Source organism: Prauserella salsuginis (assembly GCF_024648885.1).
GTDB lineage: Bacteria > Actinomycetota > Actinomycetes > Mycobacteriales > Pseudonocardiaceae > Prauserella > Prauserella salsuginis.
Map to the genome: position 1 here is coordinate 704,890 of NZ_JANBBF010000010.1, position 18,212 is coordinate 723,101.

Genomic DNA, 18,212 nt, shown 5'->3' on the forward strand with positions numbered 1-18,212 from the left:
GACAGGACGCCGACCGCGGCGTCGACGTGCAGGCCGGTGGTGAGTGATGAGCGGAGAGGCCAGGATCGTCGTCGCGTCGAAGCGTGCGGCGGCGGGGGTGTACGAGGACAGAACCGGTCCGTTGATCGCGGAGTGGCTGACCTCGCGCGGCTACGCAACGCCCGATCCGATCGTGGTCGGCGACGGCGAGCCGGTCGAACGTGCGCTGCGCGACTGTGTCGCCGACGGGGTCGACGTCGTCCTCACCACCGGTGGTACCGGTATCTCGCCGACCGACCGCACGCCCGAGGCGACGGCCGTGGTGCTGGACCGCGAGGTGCCGGGGCTGGCGGATGCGGTGCGGGCCGCGGGCGGCGACGCCGTGCCCACGGCGATGCTGTCGCGTGGGCTGGCCGGGGTGGCCGGCCGGACGCTGATCGTGAACCTGCCCGGATCGACCGGCGGGGTGAAGGACGGACTCGGCGTGCTCGAGCCGGTGCTGGATCATGCGGTCGACCAGCTCCGGGGCGGCGACCATGTGCGGGGCGGCGACCATGTGCGGGACGGTGACCATGTGCGGGACGGTGCCGAGGCCCGCGGTGACGCGCGGAGCGGTCATCACGCGCGGAGTGGTGACGAGGGCGGCGAGCAGGCCGGCTCCGGGGTGCGGATCCTCCGGGCCGACGTCACCGAGGAGCCGCTGTCGGTCGACGAACACGCCGAGCTCGTGGGCGATGACGCGGCCGGAGCGGTCGTGACCTTCAGTGGCGTGGTGCGCGACCACGACGGAGGACGCACCGTGTCGTCGCTGTACTACGAGGGCCACCCGTCGGCTCCGTCGGTCGTCGCGGAGGTCGTCGCCGACGTGGCGAACCGCCGTGGCGGGGTTCGGGCCGTCGCCGTCAGCCATCGCATCGGTTCGCTGGAGATCGGCGACGTGGCGCTGGCGTGTGCCGTCGCGGCCGAACACCGAGGTGAGGCCTTCGCAACCTGCTCGGATCTGGTCGACGAGGTCAAGGCGCGACTGCCGGTGTGGAAGCACCAGTGGTTCACCGACGGCACCGACGAGTGGGTCAACAGTCCCTGACCCGTCTGAGCCGTCGGAATCGCCCGGCGCCCGGCGCGGTGCGGCTGCGATCGCCGCACGCGCATGCCGCACGCGGTTGCTCCGTCCGTGGGAGTGCGCCCGCTGACATTCGCATCACGCGAATTGCTCGATAAGGTCTCCGACATGCGTAGGGCCCCACCGTCCGGGGGACACGGTGGGGCCCTACGTTGCTGAGCGGTGCCGGTAGCCGACTCCGCTCAGCAACCCGCGCCTTGCGGAAACGCGGCCGGAGTCAGTCGATCACTTGGTGGCGATCTTCTGGTCGACCACGATGAAGTCCGGGTTGTCGATGAAGCCCTCGTTGAGCTCGAGGAGCTTCTGGTAACCGCCCTTGACGTCCTGCTTCTTGGCGATCTTGCTGAGCGTGTCGCCCTTCTTGACCTTGTAGTCGCCGTCCGGGTTGGACTTGGCGACCGGGGCCGGGGCGGGCTCCGGAGCCGGCTCCGGAGCCGGGGCCTCGGCCGTCTCCTCGGCCGGGGCCGGGGCCGGGGCGGAGCCCTCGGTGTTGGAGCTCTCGTAGCTGCCGGTGGAGCCGGCCTGAGCGCCGCACACCGGCCACGCGCCGATGCCCTGGCCGTCGAGCACGCGCTCGGCGACGGAGATCTGCTCGGAACGCGAGGCGTTCGCCGGGTTGCCGCTGCCGCCGTAGGCCTCCCAGGTGCTCTGGGAGAACTGCAGGCCGCCGTAGTAGCCGTTGCCGGTGTTGATGCTCCAGTCGCCGCCACTCTCGCACTCGGCGATGGCGTCCCAGTTCACGCTCTGGGCCTGCGCGGGGGTCGCAGCCAGTGCCAGGGGGGCGCCCACGGCCAGGCCCGCGACAGCGACCCGGGCCATGGTGCGCGAAGCGGTGGAGGACTTACGGTGCTTGCCTCGATAAGCCATTTTCGACTCGGTCTCGCCTTCCGCGCCGTACGTGGAGCAGGGCAGGCCGTAACAGCCTGGCCGGCTTTCGGGATGCCGGCACGTGCCGCGGGTTCGGCTCCGTTCCCTCTCGTCCCAGTCCAGAAGTTCTTTCGCTCGGGGTCGGGTCCGGGACTCCGCGGACTGGGCTCGGCGCGTCGGAATCCCGGTCTTGCTCGTGGTCGGTCGGGGCCAACCGAGATGCGACGGTACGTAACGAGAACGCCGATCGGAAATTTTCGAGTATGTGTCCTAGGTCACAGTAACGGCGTGCAACCTTTTGCGATGACACCGTCATTGCAGGTCAGTGGGCCGTTATGGCGCCGTTTCCGTTCCGAGATCTTTCACTCTTCGTGAGGCTTGTGTCACGTCATTTCGGCGTGAATGGACCGTTCGTGCAGGCCACTTCGCAGTGGTTCAAACCGACGAATCGGACGCCTGGTGCGGCTGTGAACTAGCGCTGACAGGTCCGTGTTGCCGTAGTCGATCCGCCGTGTGGCCGCCGGGCGAACTCGCGGGTAACACCGATGCGGCGATGGTCCGGACATGCCGGCCCCTGCCACCTGCAGACCGGTCCTCCGGGCTGCAGGTGTCGTCCGGACCGGCTGTACGTGGGTCCGACGCCACGGCTCCCGGTCCGGACGAATCACCCGAACGGTGCGGGGTGTTCGACACCGCAGAAAGGTCCGGACGACCGGCCGTCACGCACACTGGTTCGACCACGGGGGAAGCAACGGGGCGGCATCCGGTCGCCGCGAGACGCCCCGGTGGCAGCGACCGGGACACGACCACCTGCGACGAACGGGCCGGTGCCGGGACGCCGGTTCGGCCGATGTGAACGGTGGCTGTGCCGATTGGGTGGCGGTGTGAGCGGAACTCGCTCCGCCCTGGAGGGCTGGGCGCCGGGTGTCATCTCGGTCGGTCTCAGCGCCACTCAGCGGTTCTGCCGTTCAGCTGTTGGAGCTGTTCAGTCGCTCAACGGCTCGCTTGCATGCTCGGTCGATGTCGCTCGGGCGCTCGACCGCTCAGCGGCACGCGGTGGTCCAAGCCGCGACCGGTGCCGCAACCCAGCGGTCCCCCAACCACGCGGTCCCCCGACCACGCGCGGTCCCGCAATAGTCCCGGGCTGGCACCGACGCAGGGACTCAGCGGCCCGGCACCCGGCGACCGGCACTCGGCGACACTTAACGACCCAGTGGCTCTGGGGGCCGGGCAGTTCAGGGGCCGGGCGTCCCGGACCCGCGCGCACGCGCGGGTCCGCGGAGCATGCAGTGACTGGGGCGCCCGCGGGGATGGCGCGACTGCTGGAGCGTTCCGGTGGGGTCAGCCGCCCGCGAACGGTGGCAGCACGTCGAGCTCGCCCTCGGCCGGCAGTGGCCGCTCGGCGTCGCGGACCGCGACGCCGTCGACGAGGAAGCTCGCGGCGTCGAGAATCCGCGGCAGCGAGCCGGGGTGCCGGGTGCGCAGCGCGGCGACCGCGTCGGCCACCGTGGCCCCGGCGGGCAGCTCCAGGGCTTCGGACTCGACTCCTGCTGCGGCGCGCGCGGACGCGAAGTACCGCACGCGCACTGTCGTCACGGCAACCGGCACCCGGTCAGCCTCCGATCGAACTCATCGGCCGGAGCGGTTGTGCGAACCCGGCCTCGTTGATCTCGTGCCCGGCGAGCTTGCCCCACATCGTGTCGCGCCAGACGTTGGCGATGTCCTCGTCGCTCGCGCCGCCGCGCAGCAGCATCCGCAGGTCGGTCTCGTCGGTGCTGAACAGGCAGGAGCGGACGGCGCCGTCGGCGGTCAGCCGAGTGCGTTCACAGGCGGCGCAGAAGGGCCGCGTCACCGAGGGGATGACGCCGACCTCGGCAGGTCCGCCGTCGACCAGCCAGCGTTCTGCGGGCGCGCCGCCGCGTTCGGCGGGGCTCGGCGTGAGCGTGAACTCCGTGGAGAGCAGGTCGAGGATCTCGGTCGCGGTGATCATGTTCGTGCGGTCCCAGCCGTGCTGTGCGTCGAGCGGCATCTGCTCGATGAAGCGCAGGTGGTAGCCGTTCTCCAGTGCGAACCGCAGTAGCGACGTCGCTTCGTGGTCGTTCTCGCCGCGGATGAGCACGGCGTTGATCTTGACCGGTTCCAGGCCTGCGTCGCGAGCGGCGGCGAGCCCGTCGAGCACGTGGCGCAGCCGGTCGCGGCGGGTGATGCGCTCGAACGTCTCCGGGTCGACGGAGTCGAGCGAGACGTTGATCCGGTCGAGACCCGCTTCGGCGAACGCCTCGGCGCGCTTGGCGAAGCCGATGCCGTTCGTCGTCATCGACAGCCGCGGGCGCGGTTCGAGCGAGGTGATCCTCGCGACCAGGTCTTCGAGGTGCGGCCGCAGCAGTGGTTCGCCGCCGGTGAGGCGGATGTCGGTGACGCCGAGCCTGCCGACGGCGATGTCCATGAGGCGGACGAGCTCGTCGTCGCTGAGGACCTGGTCGCCGGGCATCCATTCGAGACCTTCGGCCGGCATGCAGTAGCTGCACCGCAGGTTGCACTTGTCGGTCAGCGACACGCGCAGGTCGGTGGCGACCCTGCCGAAGGTGTCGATCAGCGCCGGATTGTCGGGGCGTGGGGTCGTCGCGGCCGGGCCGGACGAGCGCGCGCCGGGTACCGCCGGCGTGCCGAGGTTCACCGCGTTCCCCGTGCCGCCGGTGCTGTGGCCGTGGCCTGTTGCGTGGCCTGCCGCCGATTCCGCTGCCATCACCACTCACCCTAGTGCCGGGGACCGACAGTGCGTGAGATCGCGAAGGCACCGAATTGGTACCGGTTCGCCGCTCGCTCATGGTCAATTCGCAGATGCGGCGATAACGTTCGATTCATGACGCATTTTCGGTTCTCCGATGCGGCGAGATTGTTGGGCGTCAGCGACGACACGGTCCGCAGGTGGGTGCGGGCCGGCCAGCTCGAGGCGGGCGAGGACGCTGCGGGCCGCAAAGTGGTCGACGGCGCGGAGCTGGCGGCGTTCGCGAGGCGGCAGGCGGTGAAGTCGTCGGAGGAGGACCGGACGGCCGAGTCGGCCGATCCGACCGAGATCGGCAGGTCGGCGCGGAACCGGTTCGTCGGCCTCGTCACCGAGGTCGTCGCCGACGGGGTCATGGCACAGGTCGAGGTGCAGTGCGGGCCGCACCGCGTGGTGTCGCTGATGAGTGCGGAGGCGGTCCGGGAACTGGGCCTGAAACCGGGCGAGCTCGCGGTGACCGTCGTGAAGGCGACGCAGGTGATCGTCGAGACGCCGCGAGGCGACCGATGATGCGGCCGGGCGCCCGGCGGACGGGGCGAAACGCCCGGCAGACGGGGCGAAACGCCCGGCGGGCAGGTGCGGTCGTGCTGGCCTGCCTGCTGATCGCCGCCACGGTCGCGTGCGGTTCGGAGGGCCGCACGCTGAACGTCTTCGCGGCCGCATCGCTCACCGAACCGTTCGGTGAGCTGGAGCGGGCGTTCGAACAGCGACACTCCGACGTCGACGTCCGCCTCAACCTCGCGGGCTCGTCGACGCTCGCCAGTCAGATCGCGGAGGGCGCGCCGGCCGACGTGTTCGCGTCCGCGAACGAAGCGGTGATGGCCGACGCCGCGAGTGACATGGCCGGCGAACCGGAACCGTTCGCGACCAACCGCCTCACGATCGCGGTGCCGTCCGGCAACCCGGCCGGTATCGAGGACTTCGGCGACCTGGCGGGCGGCGACGCGACCGTGGTGGTGTGCCAGCCGCAGGTGCCGTGCGGCGCAGCGGCCGGGCGGCTGGCGGAGCTCACCGGGACGACGCTCCGCCCCGCCAGCGAGGAACAGGACGTCAAGGACGTGCTCAACAAGATCGTCACCGGAGAGGCCGACGCCGGGCTCGTGTACACGACGGATGTCCGGGCCGCGGACGGGAAGCTCGACGAGGTTCCCGTTCCCGAGGCGTCCCTCGCGGCGAACCGGTACCCCATCGCGGTCACCGGCCGTGCGGCCGAGCCCGAGCTCGCCGCCGAGTTCCGCGACCTGGTCCTCGGCGAGGACGGTCGCCGTGTGCTGTCGAAGGCCGGTTTTGGCACCCCGTGACGGCCTGCGCCGCGGCGACACGGGAAGCGGCGACACCGGAGGCGGCGACACGGGGGGTGACGGAGGTACGGCACGTCACGGCGACACGGGGCCGGGCGGGGCCGTGCCCTCCGGCCGCATGGTCCGCCTGCGCCGGAGCCGCAACCGGAATCCCGGGTTGCCGTGGGTGCTGTGGATTCCCGCGGGCCTCGCGCTCGCGCTGGTCGTGCTGCCGGTCGTGGGCCTGCTCGTCCGGACCGACTACACCCGCCTGCCGCAGCTGCTGACGTCGGACGCCGCCCTGAGCGCGCTGCGGCTGTCGCTGGTCACGGCCTTGCTGTCGACGATCGCGTGCGTCGTGCTCGGAGTGCCACTGGCCGTGGTGCTGGCCAGGGCGCGCGGCCGCGGTGTGCGGCTCGTGCGGGCCGTGGTGCTGCTGCCGCTCGTGCTGCCACCCGTCGTGGGCGGCCTGGCACTGCTGTTCCTGCTCGGCCGCAACGGCTTCCTCGGCTACCTGCTCGACGTCGTTGCCGGCGTCAGCGTGCCGTTCACGACGACGGCCGTGGTGATCGCGCAGACGTTCGTGGCGATGCCGTTCCTCGTCGTCAGCCTCGAAGGTGCGCTGCGCGGGGGCGGGCAGCGATACGAACTCGTGGCCGCGACGCTCGGCGCGCGCCCGTGGACCGTGTTCCGCCGCGTGACGCTGCCGCTGTTGCTGCCCGCACTCGGTTCCGGTGTGGTGCTGAGTTTCGCCCGGGCACTGGGCGAGTTCGGCGCCACGATCACGTTCGCAGGAAGTCTGGAAGGGGTGACGCGGACCTTGCCGCTCGAGGTGTACGCGCAGGCGCAGGCCGACGTCGACAGTGCCGTGGCGCTGGCGTTGCTGCTGATCGTCGTCGCCGTCGTGGTCATCGCGGTGGCCAGGCCGAAGGCGTTCGACCGATGAGCCTGCACGTGGACGTGGCGGCGACGCGGGGCCGGTTCACCCTCGACGTGGCGTTCGACGTGCCCGGTGGCGGCGTGCTGGCGGTGCTCGGGCCGAACGGGTCCGGCAAGTCGACGCTGTTGCAGTGCCTGGCCGGGCTGCTGGTGCCGGACCGCGGGACCGTGACGCTCGGCGAGCGCACGCTGAGCAGCGTGCCCGGCGTGCAGGTGCCGGTTCACGACCGTGGGATCGGCCTGCTCGCCCAGGATCCGCTGCTGCTGCCGCACCTGACCGTGGCGGAGAACGTCGCCTTCGGGCCGCGGTCCCAGGGCTCAACGCGCACGCGCGCACGCGCGCAGGCGCGCGCGTGGATCAGAGAGGTGGACGCCGTCGAACTCGCCGGGCGCAAACCCGCCCAGCTTTCCGGGGGTCAGGCGCAGCGCGTGGCGATCGCCCGCGCCCTGGCGGGCAGGCCGCGGGCGCTGTTGCTCGACGAACCGCTGTCGGCACTCGACGTCGACGCGGCGCCCGCCGTCCGCGGACTGCTGCGGCGTGTGCTGCGGCGCAGCGGCGCGGCGGATGACCGGTCCGGAGCGGTGTCGGAACGTGACCGTTGCGCCGTGCTGGTCACCCACGACCCGCTCGACGCGCTGGCGCTGGCCGACGACGTCGTGGTCCTCGACGCCGGGCGCATCGTGGAGCGCGGACCGGCCAAGGAGGTGCTGGCCGCGCCGCGCACGCCGTTCACCGCGCGGATCGCCGGCCTGAACCTCGTCCCCGGCGTGGCCGCCGCCGACGGGCTCCACGCCTCGGACGGACGGTTCGTCGCGGGCGTCCGCTCCGACGACTGCGCAGCGGGTGAACCTGCCGTGGCGGTGTTCGCCCCGGGGGCGGTCGCCGTGCATCCGGCGCACGCCCCGCACACGGGCAGCCCGCGCAACGTCGTCGACGCGCGGGTCGCCTCGCTCGAACCGCACGGTGCGGTGATCCGCCTCCGCACCGCAGGTGACGGCGGCGTCGCCGCGGGGATCGCGGCCGATCTGACCCCCGCCTCGGTCGCAGAGCTTGGCCTGGAACCGGGGTCGGCCGTGCGGCTGGAGGTGAAGGCCGCGTCGGTCGCGGTACACGCCGCCGTGGAGTCACCGTCCCCGTTCCGCGCCGCCGAGCCCTAAGGTGGGCGCATGGCCTCGTCGAACGCTCCCTGGACGTACCTCACCGACATGGACGGCGTGCTCGTGCACGAGGAACACCTCGTGCCCGGCGCCGATGACTTCCTCGCCGAGCTGCGCTCTGCCGGCGTGGATTTCCTGGTGCTGACCAACAACTCCATCTACACCCCGCGCGACCTGCGGGCGCGGCTGCTGCACAGCGGTCTGGACGTGCCGGAGTCGGCGATCTGGACCTCGGCGCTCGCGACGGCGAAGTTCCTCCAGGAACAGCGTCCCGGCGGGTCGGCTTTCGTCATCGGCGAGGCCGGTCTGACCACCGCGTTGCACGAGGCCGGGTACATCCTCACCGAGACCGACCCCGACTACGTCGTGCTCGGGGAGACGCGGACCTACAGCTTCACCGCCATCACGCGCGCCATCCGGCTGATCGAGCGCGGTGCCCGCTTCATCGCCACCAACCCCGACCCGACCGGGCCGAGCCGCGAGGGGGTGCTGCCCGCCACCGGGTCGATCGCCGCGCTGATCGAACGCGCCACCGGCAAGTCGCCGTACTACGTGGGCAAGCCGAACCCGCTGATGATGCGGTCCGCCCTGCGCTCGCTCGGCGCGCACTCGGAGCACACGATCATGATCGGCGACCGCATGGACACCGACGTGCACTCGGGCATCGAGGCCGGACTGAAGACCGTGCTCGTGCTGTCCGGGATCTCGAGCCGCGAATCAGCCGACCGGTACCCGTTCAAACCGACGCTGATCGTCGACACGATCGCCGACCTCGTGGGCCGCACCGCAGACCCGTTCGGAGCCGCCTGATCCACTCGGGCGCTCCCGACGCCGCAGGGGCAGCAGCCGCAACCGTCGCGGTTCGGAGGGCGTAAAGTCGAGGGGTGATGGACGGGGACATGTTCGTCGTCGGTGATGTGCACGGGCACCGCGACGAGCTGGCCGATGCGCTGCGCGAGCGAGGCCTCATCGACGACGCCGACGACTGGTCGGGCGGCACCGCGACACTGTGGTTCCTGGGCGACTTCGTCGACCGCGGACCCGACGGGATCGGTGCCATCAAGCTGGTCCGCGAGCTGCAACGGCAGGCCGCGGATGCGGGCGGACGCGTCGAGACACTCCTCGGCAACCACGAGATCCTGCTGCTCGGTGTCCACCGGTTCGGCGACGAGGACGTGCCGTCCGATTTCGGCCCGCGGAGTTTCGCCCGCAGCTGGGAGATCAACGGCGGCTGCGAGGCCGACCAGGACGGGCTGACCGACGAGCTCGTCGAATGGCTGGCCACGCGGCCGATGCTCGCCTGCGACGGCGACCATCTGCTGATGCACTCCGACACCCTCGAATACCTCGAGTGGGGCTCGTCGATCGACAAGATCAACGAGACGGTTCACGACGTGCTGGCGGGCGACGACCTGTCGCGGTGGTGGGACGTGTGGCGGCGAATGACCACGCGGTACGCGTTCCGCGGCCCGCACGGCCAGGATGCGGCGCGGGCCCTGCTCGACGAGCTCGGCGGGGAACGGATCGTGCACGGGCACAGCGTGATCGCCGATCAGCTCGGCATCCATCCGGTCGACATCGAGCAGCCGTATCTGTACGCGGGCGGCCGGGTGCTCGGGATCGACGCCGGCCTGTTCGCCGGCGGCCCCTGTCTCGTCGTCCCGTTGCCGTACGTGCCCGAAGACTGACAACCGGGCTGAACGGGTGTAGGCGGTCGATGCCCCCAAGGGCACCTTGGTTGCACTCAATGCAACCAAGGTGCCCTTGGGGGCACATTCGGTGTTACGAAGCGTGGTTGGGGTGTTCACGCGTTCGTGGTTGGCGGCGTGGGCTGGGCGGCATACGCTCCCGGGCGGATCATCGTCCGAGCCCAGGAGCGCCCGATGAAGCGGATCGCCACCGTCGCCGCCGCCACACTGCTCACCGCAGCGCTGGCGGGCCCCGAAGCGTCGGCGGCCCCGCCGCCGGTCGCGCTCACCGTCGCGTCCTACAACATCCATGCCGGAATCGGCACCGACGGGAACTTCGACCTCGACCGCACGGCGACCGCCATCGCGGCGACCGGCGCCGACGTCGTCGCGCTGCAGGAGGTCGACCGGCACTGGGGCGATCGCAGCGAGTACCGCTCCGTGGTCGACGAGCTCGCACGCAAACTCCACATGCACGCACGGTTCGCGCCGATCTACTCGTTCGAACCGCCCGATCGCGGACAGCCGCGCCGGGAGTACGGCACCGCCGTGCTGTCGCGCTTCCCGATCGCGGAGTTCACCAACCACGATCTGACTCGGTTGTCCACACAGGACCCGGATGCGGGGCCGCAGCCGATGCCGGGATTCGCCGAGGTCGTGGTCCGTGCTCGTGGCTCGCTCGTGCACGTCTACTCGACGCACCTCGACTACCGCGGCGACCCGTCGATCCGCGAGCGGCAGGTGGCCGAAACCCTCGACGTCCTCGCGGCCGACGAGGGCGCACCGCGCGTGCTACTCGGGGATTTCAACACCGCACCCGACGCGGCGGAACTCGATCCACTGTGGACCGAACTGGACGACGGATTCGCCGAGGCGGGAGCAGGCGACGGGTTCACGTATCCCGCGGAGTCCCCGGAGAAGCGGATCGACTACGCCGCGGTGTCCGGGGAGGTAGGTGTCCGTGGTGCCCGCGTGCCCGCGACGGATCTCGCGGCGACCGCATCGGATCACCGTCCCGTCGTCGCCGACGTCGTCGTGGCGCGCTGACACCGAGCCCTGCGCGGCGCGGCGGGACGGCAGCGGCAGTCACGGAAGTAACCACGCCGAACGGGCGCGGACGACCGCCTCGTGGCGGGTGTGCGCGCCGAGTTTGCGCATCGCCGAACGCAGATAGGCCTTCACGGTCTCGGGTGCCAGCGACAGCCGTGCCGCCGTGTCGGCGTTGGTGCAGCCCAGCGCGATCTGCGCCAGCACGTCGGTCTCGCGCCGGGACAGCGCTGCGTTCACGGGAGGTTGGGTGGTGCCCGAACGCAGGTCGGCGAGTCGCTTCGCCACGGCGTACATCCGGTGTTGCAGCCCGGGATCCTGCGTCGAACCGGCGATCGCGCACAGCTCGGAATGCACCGAACGCAGTTCCTCGAGGCTGGCCGTATCGGACACGTCGACACCGCGCGTGGCCGTGATGGTCTCGGCCATGGCCACCCGCCGGTCCACCTCGTCCCGCACGGCCAGTTCGCCTGCCAGCCGCCTGCTGGCGCCGACGAGTTTGTCCTTCGCCCTGTCGCCGACGGGCACCCGCTGCCGGATGGCGCCGTAGAGCACCGCGCGGCAGGTCCCGCCGACCCGCACCGGAACGGCGAGTACCGCCGACAGTCCTTCGGCCTGTACGGGGCCGTCGTAGTCGTGGGTGATGGAGCGGTCGGAGGTGTAGTCCACGACGCCGATCGGTTTGCCCGACGCGACGACCCGCCCGCCGACGCCCCGTCCCGCCCGTACGTCGAGGTTGTTCATGCTGGTGGTCAGAGTGCCGACGAAGTCGGTCAACCGGAGGTGGCCGCCTGCCACCTCGCCGCCGAACGCGACCGGGAAACCGTCGTCGCTCGCCACCACCCGGAGTTCCGCACGGAATGCATCGCGGTCGTCGGGCCGTAAGCGAACACCCGGGGCTGCCTGAAGGTGGGCCATAGTGTCCGTCCTCCGTTGGCTGATCGGCGGGTTCGTCCGCGCCGAAGACACTTGCCACGCCGTTGGGCGTCAGTCGGAGGAGTGTAACGGCCAATTCGGCCCGGTGCGGATACGCGAATGGAGGAACCCGGCCATTACACCCGTACGGGGGCACCTGTCCGGGGAACGTGTGAATGCACAGCGTGACCGGCAGCTCGGCGACAACTGCCGTGTACCCCCGTCTACCACGGCATCTCCGCCGCCGTGCGGTGTCAGCGGTCAACGGCCACCCCAACTCGGGGGTATTGCCTGACGCGTGGGGGAGCGCAACATGTCAGCCCAACTGACGGAGATGATCCCACCACGCACCGTCGAGGAGCTTCCATGCCAGCCCACCGCGCGGACCCGGCAGAGCCGGACGCCGTCTCCCCCGACACCTCGTTCAGCAAGGAACCCACCAGTCGGCGCCGCTTCCTCGGCTACCTGCTGGCTGCCCCGACGCTGGTGGCGGCGGCCGAGCTGGGCGGAGGGACCGGGTTCGGTGCCCCCGCCGCGAACGCGGCCGAGACGGGTGCGGGCGTCCCTCCCAGCCCACAGCTCGCCGACAGTTACGACCTCACCGACGCGCTCGTGCACGCGGCGCGGCCGACGGCGAACCTGATCACGATCACGCTCGACGAGAACGGCCACGCGCACTTCGAGCTGCACCGCACCGAGGTCGGCCAGGGGATCAACACGACGGTCGCCATGCTCATCGCCGAGGAGATGGACCTGCCGCTGGACCACGTGCACGTCACCCTCGCCGACGCACGGCCCGAGTTGATGACCAACCAGCTCACGGGCGGGTCGTCGTCGGTGAGTTCCATCTACTACCCGGTGCGGACGGCCGCCGCGATCGCGAAGGGCAAGCTCCTCGAGGCCGCGAGTCTGGTCCTCGGCGAGCAGGCGAACTTCCTCAGTTCGAAGCTCGGCGTGATCACCTCGCGGGCAGGCCGGTCGGTCTCCTACGGCGACCTGGCCACCAAGGCCGCGAGCGACTCGACGAAACAGGTCGAGGCGAACCTCAAAGCCGAGTCCGACTTCGCGATCGTCGGTAAACCGACTCGGCGGATCGACGCGCTGGACGCGGTGACGGGGCGCAAGCAGTTCACCACCGACCTCGACGTCCCCGGCGCGAAGCCGACCATGGTGTGCCGGCCGCCGACGATCAACGGCACGCCGCAGTCGGTCACGAACGCCGAGCAGGTCCGGCGGATGCCCGGCATCACGGACGTCGTGACGATCAGCAGCGGTGTCGCCGTGCGGGGTGAGACCTACGGACAGTGCATCGACGCGGTCAACGCGCTGGACGTGAAGTGGAGCCCCGGGCCTGTCGACGGGGAGTCCGATGCGACGGTCGAGCAGAAGCTCAAGGACGCGACGCCGCCGGCCGTCATCCCTCCCACACCCGCGACCAAGACGCTGGAACGGCAGTTCACGTTCGCCTTCGTCAACGGCAGTGCCCTCGGTGTCAACGCCGCGATCGCCGACGTGAAGCCGGACAGCGCGGAGATCTGGTCGACGCTGAAGATCCCGATCGCGGCTCAGCAGAACATCGCCCAGGCGCTGGGCATGGCGACCAACCAGGTGACCGTGCACGTGGTCTCCGGCGGTGGGTCGTTCGGTCGCGCGCTGTTCCACGACGCCGCGCTCGAGGCCGCGGAGATCTCGCAGAAGATCGGCAAGCCCGTCAGGCTGATGTGGCACCGCGCCGACGACTGCAGGCAGGGCCGGGTCCACCCGATGTCGGTCGGCACGATCCGCGCGTCGTTCAACGGCGACGTGGTCAGCTTCGAGCAGCATCTCGCGAGCGTGCGTACGGATTTCAGTCACGGGCTCGGGGACGCGGTCAGCTCGACCGTCGCCAGGGAACTGCCCGGCGTGAGCTACACGGTCTCCGAGGCGATCTTCGCGTTGACCACCCCGTCGTTGTACAACTTCGGAATCACCAAGACGCTGCTGACCGAGACGCACCAGTCACCGGAGAACAACCGTCCACGCGGCGGGTTCAACACCGGCAGCACGCGCAACGTGTACTCGCCCGACGTCGTCACGACGCGGGAGCTGTTCGTCGACGAGCTCGCCGAGAAGATGGGCATGGACCCGTACGACTTCCGGCGGAAGTACGTCAAGAACGAGAGCCTGCTGAAGGTGCTCGACAAGGCCGCGGAGGTCGGCGGGTACGGGAAGTCGACCCCGGACGGAGTCGGGCACGGAATCGCGCTGCACCACGAGTACAAGCAGACGATGGCGTGTTTCGTCGAGCTCGACTGCAGGCCCGAGACCGTCAACCGGAAGGTGCGCGACGGCGTCACCGGGCCGCGCGTGACCCGCGGCGTGCTCGTCACCATCCCCGGTCACATCGTGATCAACCCGCTCGGGCTGGAAGCGATGATGCAGGGCGGGTTCATCGACGGGTTCGCGCAGGCACTGACGGCGAGCGTGCATCTCAACAACGGCCGCATCGCCGAGGCCAGCTGGGACAACTTCTTCTACTGCAGGCAGTGGAATCTGCCGTTCGAATTCACGCCGGTGGTGCTGCCGGCCGAGGAGAGCGAGATCCCGGCTGGCGCGGGTGAGATGGGTGTGGCGCCGTCGTTCGCCGCAACGGCATGCGCCTACCGCGCGGCCACGGGAAAAACGCCGACGCACTTCCCGATCAACCACAACGACCCACTGCCGTTCGAGCCGTACCCGCACGAGCCGCCGCTGCCGCCGTCGCCGACCAACGGCCTGGACTACGCCTACTGAGGAGGCAACGTTGCCCGAACACACCTTCAAGCTCAACGGCAAACCGGTGACCGTCGACACCGAGGACAATGTCCGCCTGCTCTGGGTGATCCGCGACCTGCTCGGCGTCACCGGACCGAAGTACGGCTGCGGTATCAACGTCTGCAAGGCATGTACCTGCCACATCAACGGGAAGGCGTTCAACCCGTGCTCGGTCCAGGTCTCCGACGTCGGCCCCGACGACGAGATCACCACGATCGAGGGGCTCGCCGACACCGTCGAGTCGGACCTGCACCCCATGCAGGAGGCGTGGCTGGATCACGATGTCGTGCAGTGCGGCTACTGCCAACCCGGCCAGATCATGGCCGCGGTCGCCACCGTCAGGAAGGCGCGCGACGAGGGCCGTGAACTCAGCGATGCCGACATCGAGGGAATCCGGAACGTGTGCCGCTGCGGCACGTACTTCCGGATCCGCGAGGCGATCAAGGACGGCGCCACGCGGATGTGAGCCGCCCGGCTCGGGGGCGCCGTCGAAGCCGTCGCGGGCTCGTCGGGGGCGCCTCTACGTCGGCACGATCTCCCGGCCCAGCGGGACGAGAGCGACGGGAACGAGTTTGATGTTCGCGACACCCAGCGGGATGCCGATGATCGTGATGCACAGCAGCAGCCCGGTCACGAGGTGGCAGAGTGCGATCCACCAGCCGGCCAGCAGCAGCCACAGCACGTTGCCGAGCACCGACGGCACGCCCGCGTCCCGGCGATCCGTCACCGTGCGGCCGAACGGCCACAGCGCATACCTGGCGATACGCAGCGATGCGAGCCCGAACGGGATCGTCACCACGAGGATGCAGCACACGATCCCCGCGATCAGATATCCGAGCGCCAGCCAGAAGCCCGCGAACACGAGCCAGATCAGGTTGAGCAGTACGGTCACGTCGCCAGTCTTCCGGAACCGGCCCCGGCTCGGCCACCCACCGGGGCGGCCGAGCCGGGGAGGGGCGGTGTCACCCCGCGGTCACGCGACGAGGGTTCCCTCGACGACGGTGACGGCGGTGCCGGACAGGACGACGTGGTCGCCGTCGAGGCGGGTGCGCACGATGCCGCCGCGCGGAGAGGCCTGTTCACCGGTGAGCTCGCCGCGGCCGAGGCGCTCGGCCCAGTACGGCGCCAGCACGCAGTGGGCCGATCCGGTGACGGGATCCTCCGGAATGCCGATGGCCGGGGCGAACATGCGGCTGACGAAGTCGACGCCGTCGGTGTCGGAGGGGCCGGTGACGATCACCGAATGCGGGTGCAGGCCGGCCAGCACGTCGAAGTCCGGTTCGCAGCTGCGCACGGCGGCGGTGTCGTCGCTGACGACCAGCAGGAACCCGGCGCTGCGGCGGACCTCGGTCACCGGCACCGACGGCAAGGCGCGGGAGACGTCCACGTCGGCGAACCTCGTGGGCGGGTCGGCGGGGAAGCGCATGTCGATGCCCGTCCCCGACCGGGCGCAGCGCAGCTCGCCGGATGCGGTCGCGAACGTCTGCGAGCCGCCCAGCACGTGGGCCGTCGCCAGGGTGGCGTGGCCGCACAGCGACACCTCGGTCGTGGGCGTGAACCAGCGCAGCGGTTTCGGATCCTGCGCGGTGACGACGAACGCCGTCTCCGCGTGCTTCATCTCCGCGGCCACGGACTGCATCCAGTGTTCGTCGGCCGGTTCGTCGAGCAGCATGACGGCGGCCGGGTTTCCACGGAAGGCGGTGTCGGTGAAGGAGTCGACTACGTAGAGCTGCATGACCACACCCTAGGGCCGGCGGCCGGGAGCCGGTGTCGCCGTACTGCCGCGAGCCATGGCCTCACGCCAGCTGCTGAGCTGTGGCCCCTTGCCCGTGGGGTCCCTAGACTGACCGGCGGAAACGTCAATGCTGACGCCCAAGGAGCACATCATGAATTCGCCAGCTGCCACGCCCGTCCTCCCCAGCTATGCCTCCGGGACGTCGGACGTCCCGCTGCTCGGCGACACGATCGGCGACAACTTCGACCGGACGGTGGCGGCCTGCGGTGATCGTGACGCGCTGGTGGACCTGCCGTCCGGGCGCAGGTGGACGTACCGGGAGCTGAAGGCCGACATCGACGCACTCGCGCTGGGGCTGCTCGCCAAGGGCGTTTCGAAGGGTGACCGCGTCGGAATCTGGGCGCCGAACTGTCCGGAATGGACTTTGACGCAGTACGCGACGGCCAAGATCGGAGCGGTTCTCGTCAACATCAATCCGGCGTATCGCGCACACGAACTGGAGTATGTGCTGAACCAGTCCGGTATTCGCATGCTCGTCGCCGCGGAGAGTTTCAAGACCTCCGACTATGCCGCGATGATCGACGAGGTGCGTCCGCGCTGTGAATCCCTGTCCGACGTCGTGCTCCTGCAACGTCCTGAGTGGACGGCATTGTTCGAATCGGACGGTGATGCCGAGAAGCTCGACGCCGCTTCGCGGAACCTGTCGGCCGACGACCCGATCAACATCCAGTACACGTCCGGCACGACAGGATTCCCGAAGGGCGCGACACTGTCGCACCACAACATCCTCAACAACGGATTCTTCGTCGGCGAGCTGTGCAACTACACCGAGCGGGACCGGATCTGCATCCCCGTGCCGTTCTACCACTGCTTCGGCATGGTGATGGGAAACCTGGCCGCCACGAGTCACGGCGCCTGCATGGTGATCCCGGCGCCGGGGTTCGACCCGAAGTCGTCACTCGAGGCCGTGCAGGCCGAGCGGTGCACGTCGCTCTACGGCGTGCCGACGATGTTCATCGCCGAACTCGCCGAGGACGGTTTCGACGACTACGACCTCTCCACGCTGCGCACCGGAATCATGGCGGGCTCGCCGTGTCCGGTCGAGGTCATGAAACAGGTCATCGAGCGGATGGGGATGGCCGAGGTGTCGATCTGCTACGGCATGACCGAGACGTCGCCGGTCTCCACACAGACGCGCGCCGACGACACCATCGAACGCCGGGTGTCCACTGTGGGCAGGGTCGGTCCGCACCTCGAGGTGAAGGTGATCGACCCGGCCACCGGGCTGACCGTGCCGCGCGGCGAACCGGGCGAGTTGTGCACCCGTGGCTACTCGGTGATGCTCGGCTACTGGAATCAGCCGGACAAGACGTCCGAGGCCATCGACTCCGCGCGCTGGATGCACACCGGCGACCTCGCCGTGATGGACGACGCCGGCTACGTCAACATCACCGGCCGCATCAAGGACATGGTCATCCGCGGCGGCGAGAACATCTACCCGCGTGAGATCGAGGAGTTCCTCTACACGCACCCGGACGTGCTCGATGCGCAGGTGATCGGAGTGCCGGACGCCAAGTACGGCGAGGAACTCATGGCGTGGGTGCGCATGCGCGAAGGTGCCGAGCCGCTGACGGCCGAGGCGCTGCGGGAGTTCTGCCAGGGCAAGCTGGCGCACTACAAGATCCCCCGCTACGTCCGGGTGGTCGACGACTTCCCGATGACGGTCACCGGCAAGGTGCGCAAGGTCGAGATGCGGCAACAGGCCGTCGAACTGCTGGGGCTGAAGGACCTCGCCGAGTCCGAGCACGCCTGAGCGGCCGTGTTGTGTGCCCCGGGCGCACAACACGGCCGCTGGGATCCGCAACACGGCCGCTGGGATCCGCAACGGGGACGGCGCGGGGGC

General features: G+C 70.1%; 17 protein-coding genes. 11 read left to right on the forward strand and 6 right to left on the reverse strand.

Annotation, left to right across the window (positions count from 1 at the left end; genetic code table 11):
* The first annotated feature begins 46 nt into the window (after positions 1 to 46).
* On the forward strand, positions 47 to 1,066 hold the full coding sequence (locus LY40_RS14425; RefSeq protein ID WP_258937136.1) for a molybdenum cofactor biosynthesis protein MoaE: 1,020 nt from the start codon (positions 47 to 49) through the stop codon (positions 1,064 to 1,066).
* A 261-nt stretch (positions 1,067 to 1,327) separates the two neighbouring features.
* Here LY40_RS14425 and LY40_RS14430 read toward each other — a convergent pair whose 3' ends face one another.
* From LY40_RS14430 to moaA, 3 genes are all read right to left on the reverse strand, one after another.
* Positions 1,328 to 1,969 carry a transglycosylase family protein gene (locus tag LY40_RS14430; RefSeq protein WP_183782659.1) on the reverse strand — a complete coding sequence of 214 codons (642 nt, stop codon included), beginning with the start codon at positions 1,967 to 1,969 and terminating at the stop codon, positions 1,328 to 1,330.
* 1,341 nt (positions 1,970 to 3,310) lie between these two features.
* Complete coding sequence (locus LY40_RS14435) at positions 3,311 to 3,565, reverse strand: MoaD/ThiS family protein (RefSeq protein ID WP_258937137.1); 255 nt, start codon at positions 3,563 to 3,565, stop codon at positions 3,311 to 3,313.
* 16 nt (positions 3,566 to 3,581) lie between these two features.
* Positions 3,582 to 4,718 carry a GTP 3',8-cyclase MoaA gene (gene moaA, locus LY40_RS14440; protein WP_372497730.1) on the reverse strand — a complete coding sequence of 379 codons (1,137 nt, stop codon included), beginning with the start codon at positions 4,716 to 4,718 and terminating at the stop codon, positions 3,582 to 3,584.
* A 114-nt stretch (positions 4,719 to 4,832) separates the two neighbouring features.
* Between moaA and LY40_RS14445 the strand changes: the two genes are divergently transcribed.
* From LY40_RS14445 to LY40_RS14475, 7 genes are all read left to right on the forward strand, one after another.
* The gene (locus LY40_RS14445) at positions 4,833 to 5,264 is read left to right on the forward strand and encodes a TOBE domain-containing protein (protein ID WP_258937139.1); all 432 of its coding nucleotides are present in this window, start codon (positions 4,833 to 4,835) and stop codon (positions 5,262 to 5,264) included.
* Positions 5,265 to 5,338: 74 nt separating this feature from the next.
* The gene (gene modA, locus LY40_RS14450) at positions 5,339 to 6,055 is read left to right on the forward strand and encodes a molybdate ABC transporter substrate-binding protein (protein WP_258937140.1); all 717 of its coding nucleotides are present in this window, start codon (positions 5,339 to 5,341) and stop codon (positions 6,053 to 6,055) included.
* A 118-nt stretch (positions 6,056 to 6,173) separates the two neighbouring features.
* Positions 6,174 to 6,980, forward strand: coding sequence for an ABC transporter permease (locus LY40_RS14455; RefSeq protein ID WP_183782667.1), 807 nt, complete (start codon positions 6,174 to 6,176; stop codon positions 6,978 to 6,980).
* Entirely contained in the window at positions 6,977 to 8,131 is a 1,155-nt protein-coding gene (locus LY40_RS14460; protein WP_183782669.1) for a sulfate/molybdate ABC transporter ATP-binding protein, read from the forward strand. Before LY40_RS14455 ends, LY40_RS14460 begins: the two co-directional genes overlap by 4 nt.
* A 9-nt stretch (positions 8,132 to 8,140) precedes the next feature.
* Complete coding sequence (locus tag LY40_RS14465) at positions 8,141 to 8,941, forward strand: HAD-IIA family hydrolase (protein WP_228726010.1); 801 nt, start codon at positions 8,141 to 8,143, stop codon at positions 8,939 to 8,941.
* A gap of 77 nt (positions 8,942 to 9,018) precedes the next feature.
* A complete protein-coding gene (locus tag LY40_RS14470) occupies positions 9,019 to 9,819 on the forward strand; it encodes a metallophosphoesterase (protein WP_183785388.1) in 801 nt (266 codons plus the stop codon).
* Positions 9,820 to 10,014: 195 nt separating this feature from the next.
* The gene (locus LY40_RS14475; RefSeq protein ID WP_258937141.1) at positions 10,015 to 10,866 is read left to right on the forward strand and encodes an endonuclease/exonuclease/phosphatase family protein; all 852 of its coding nucleotides are present in this window, start codon (positions 10,015 to 10,017) and stop codon (positions 10,864 to 10,866) included.
* Between the two features lie 39 nt (positions 10,867 to 10,905).
* On the opposite strand, the gene LY40_RS14480 is transcribed toward LY40_RS14475, so the two are convergent.
* Positions 10,906 to 11,709, reverse strand: coding sequence for a LuxR C-terminal-related transcriptional regulator (locus LY40_RS14480; RefSeq protein ID WP_258937142.1), 804 nt, complete (start codon positions 11,707 to 11,709; stop codon positions 10,906 to 10,908).
* Positions 11,710 to 12,147: 438 nt separating this feature from the next.
* Between LY40_RS14480 and LY40_RS14485 the strand changes: the two genes are divergently transcribed.
* A complete protein-coding gene (locus LY40_RS14485) occupies positions 12,148 to 14,553 on the forward strand; it encodes a molybdopterin cofactor-binding domain-containing protein (protein WP_258937143.1) in 2,406 nt (801 codons plus the stop codon).
* A 10-nt stretch (positions 14,554 to 14,563) separates the two neighbouring features.
* Positions 14,564 to 15,040 carry a (2Fe-2S)-binding protein gene (locus LY40_RS14490; RefSeq protein WP_258937144.1) on the forward strand — a complete coding sequence of 159 codons (477 nt, stop codon included), beginning with the start codon at positions 14,564 to 14,566 and terminating at the stop codon, positions 15,038 to 15,040.
* A gap of 54 nt (positions 15,041 to 15,094) precedes the next feature.
* Here LY40_RS14490 and LY40_RS14495 read toward each other — a convergent pair whose 3' ends face one another.
* Both LY40_RS14495 and LY40_RS14500 read right to left on the reverse strand, forming a co-directional pair.
* Positions 15,095 to 15,466 (reverse strand): YccF domain-containing protein, encoded by a 372-nt coding sequence (locus tag LY40_RS14495; RefSeq protein WP_183782680.1) that lies wholly within the window; start codon positions 15,464 to 15,466, stop codon positions 15,095 to 15,097.
* Positions 15,467 to 15,547: 81 nt separating this feature from the next.
* On the reverse strand, positions 15,548 to 16,309 hold the full coding sequence (locus LY40_RS14500) for a PhzF family phenazine biosynthesis protein (RefSeq protein WP_258937145.1): 762 nt from the start codon (positions 16,307 to 16,309) through the stop codon (positions 15,548 to 15,550).
* A gap of 151 nt (positions 16,310 to 16,460) precedes the next feature.
* Here LY40_RS14500 and LY40_RS14505 point away from each other — a divergent pair, with 151 nt between their 5' ends.
* Positions 16,461 to 18,122 carry an AMP-binding protein gene (locus tag LY40_RS14505; RefSeq protein WP_258937146.1) on the forward strand — a complete coding sequence of 554 codons (1,662 nt, stop codon included), beginning with the start codon at positions 16,461 to 16,463 and terminating at the stop codon, positions 18,120 to 18,122.
* The last annotated feature ends 90 nt before the right edge of the window (positions 18,123 to 18,212 follow it).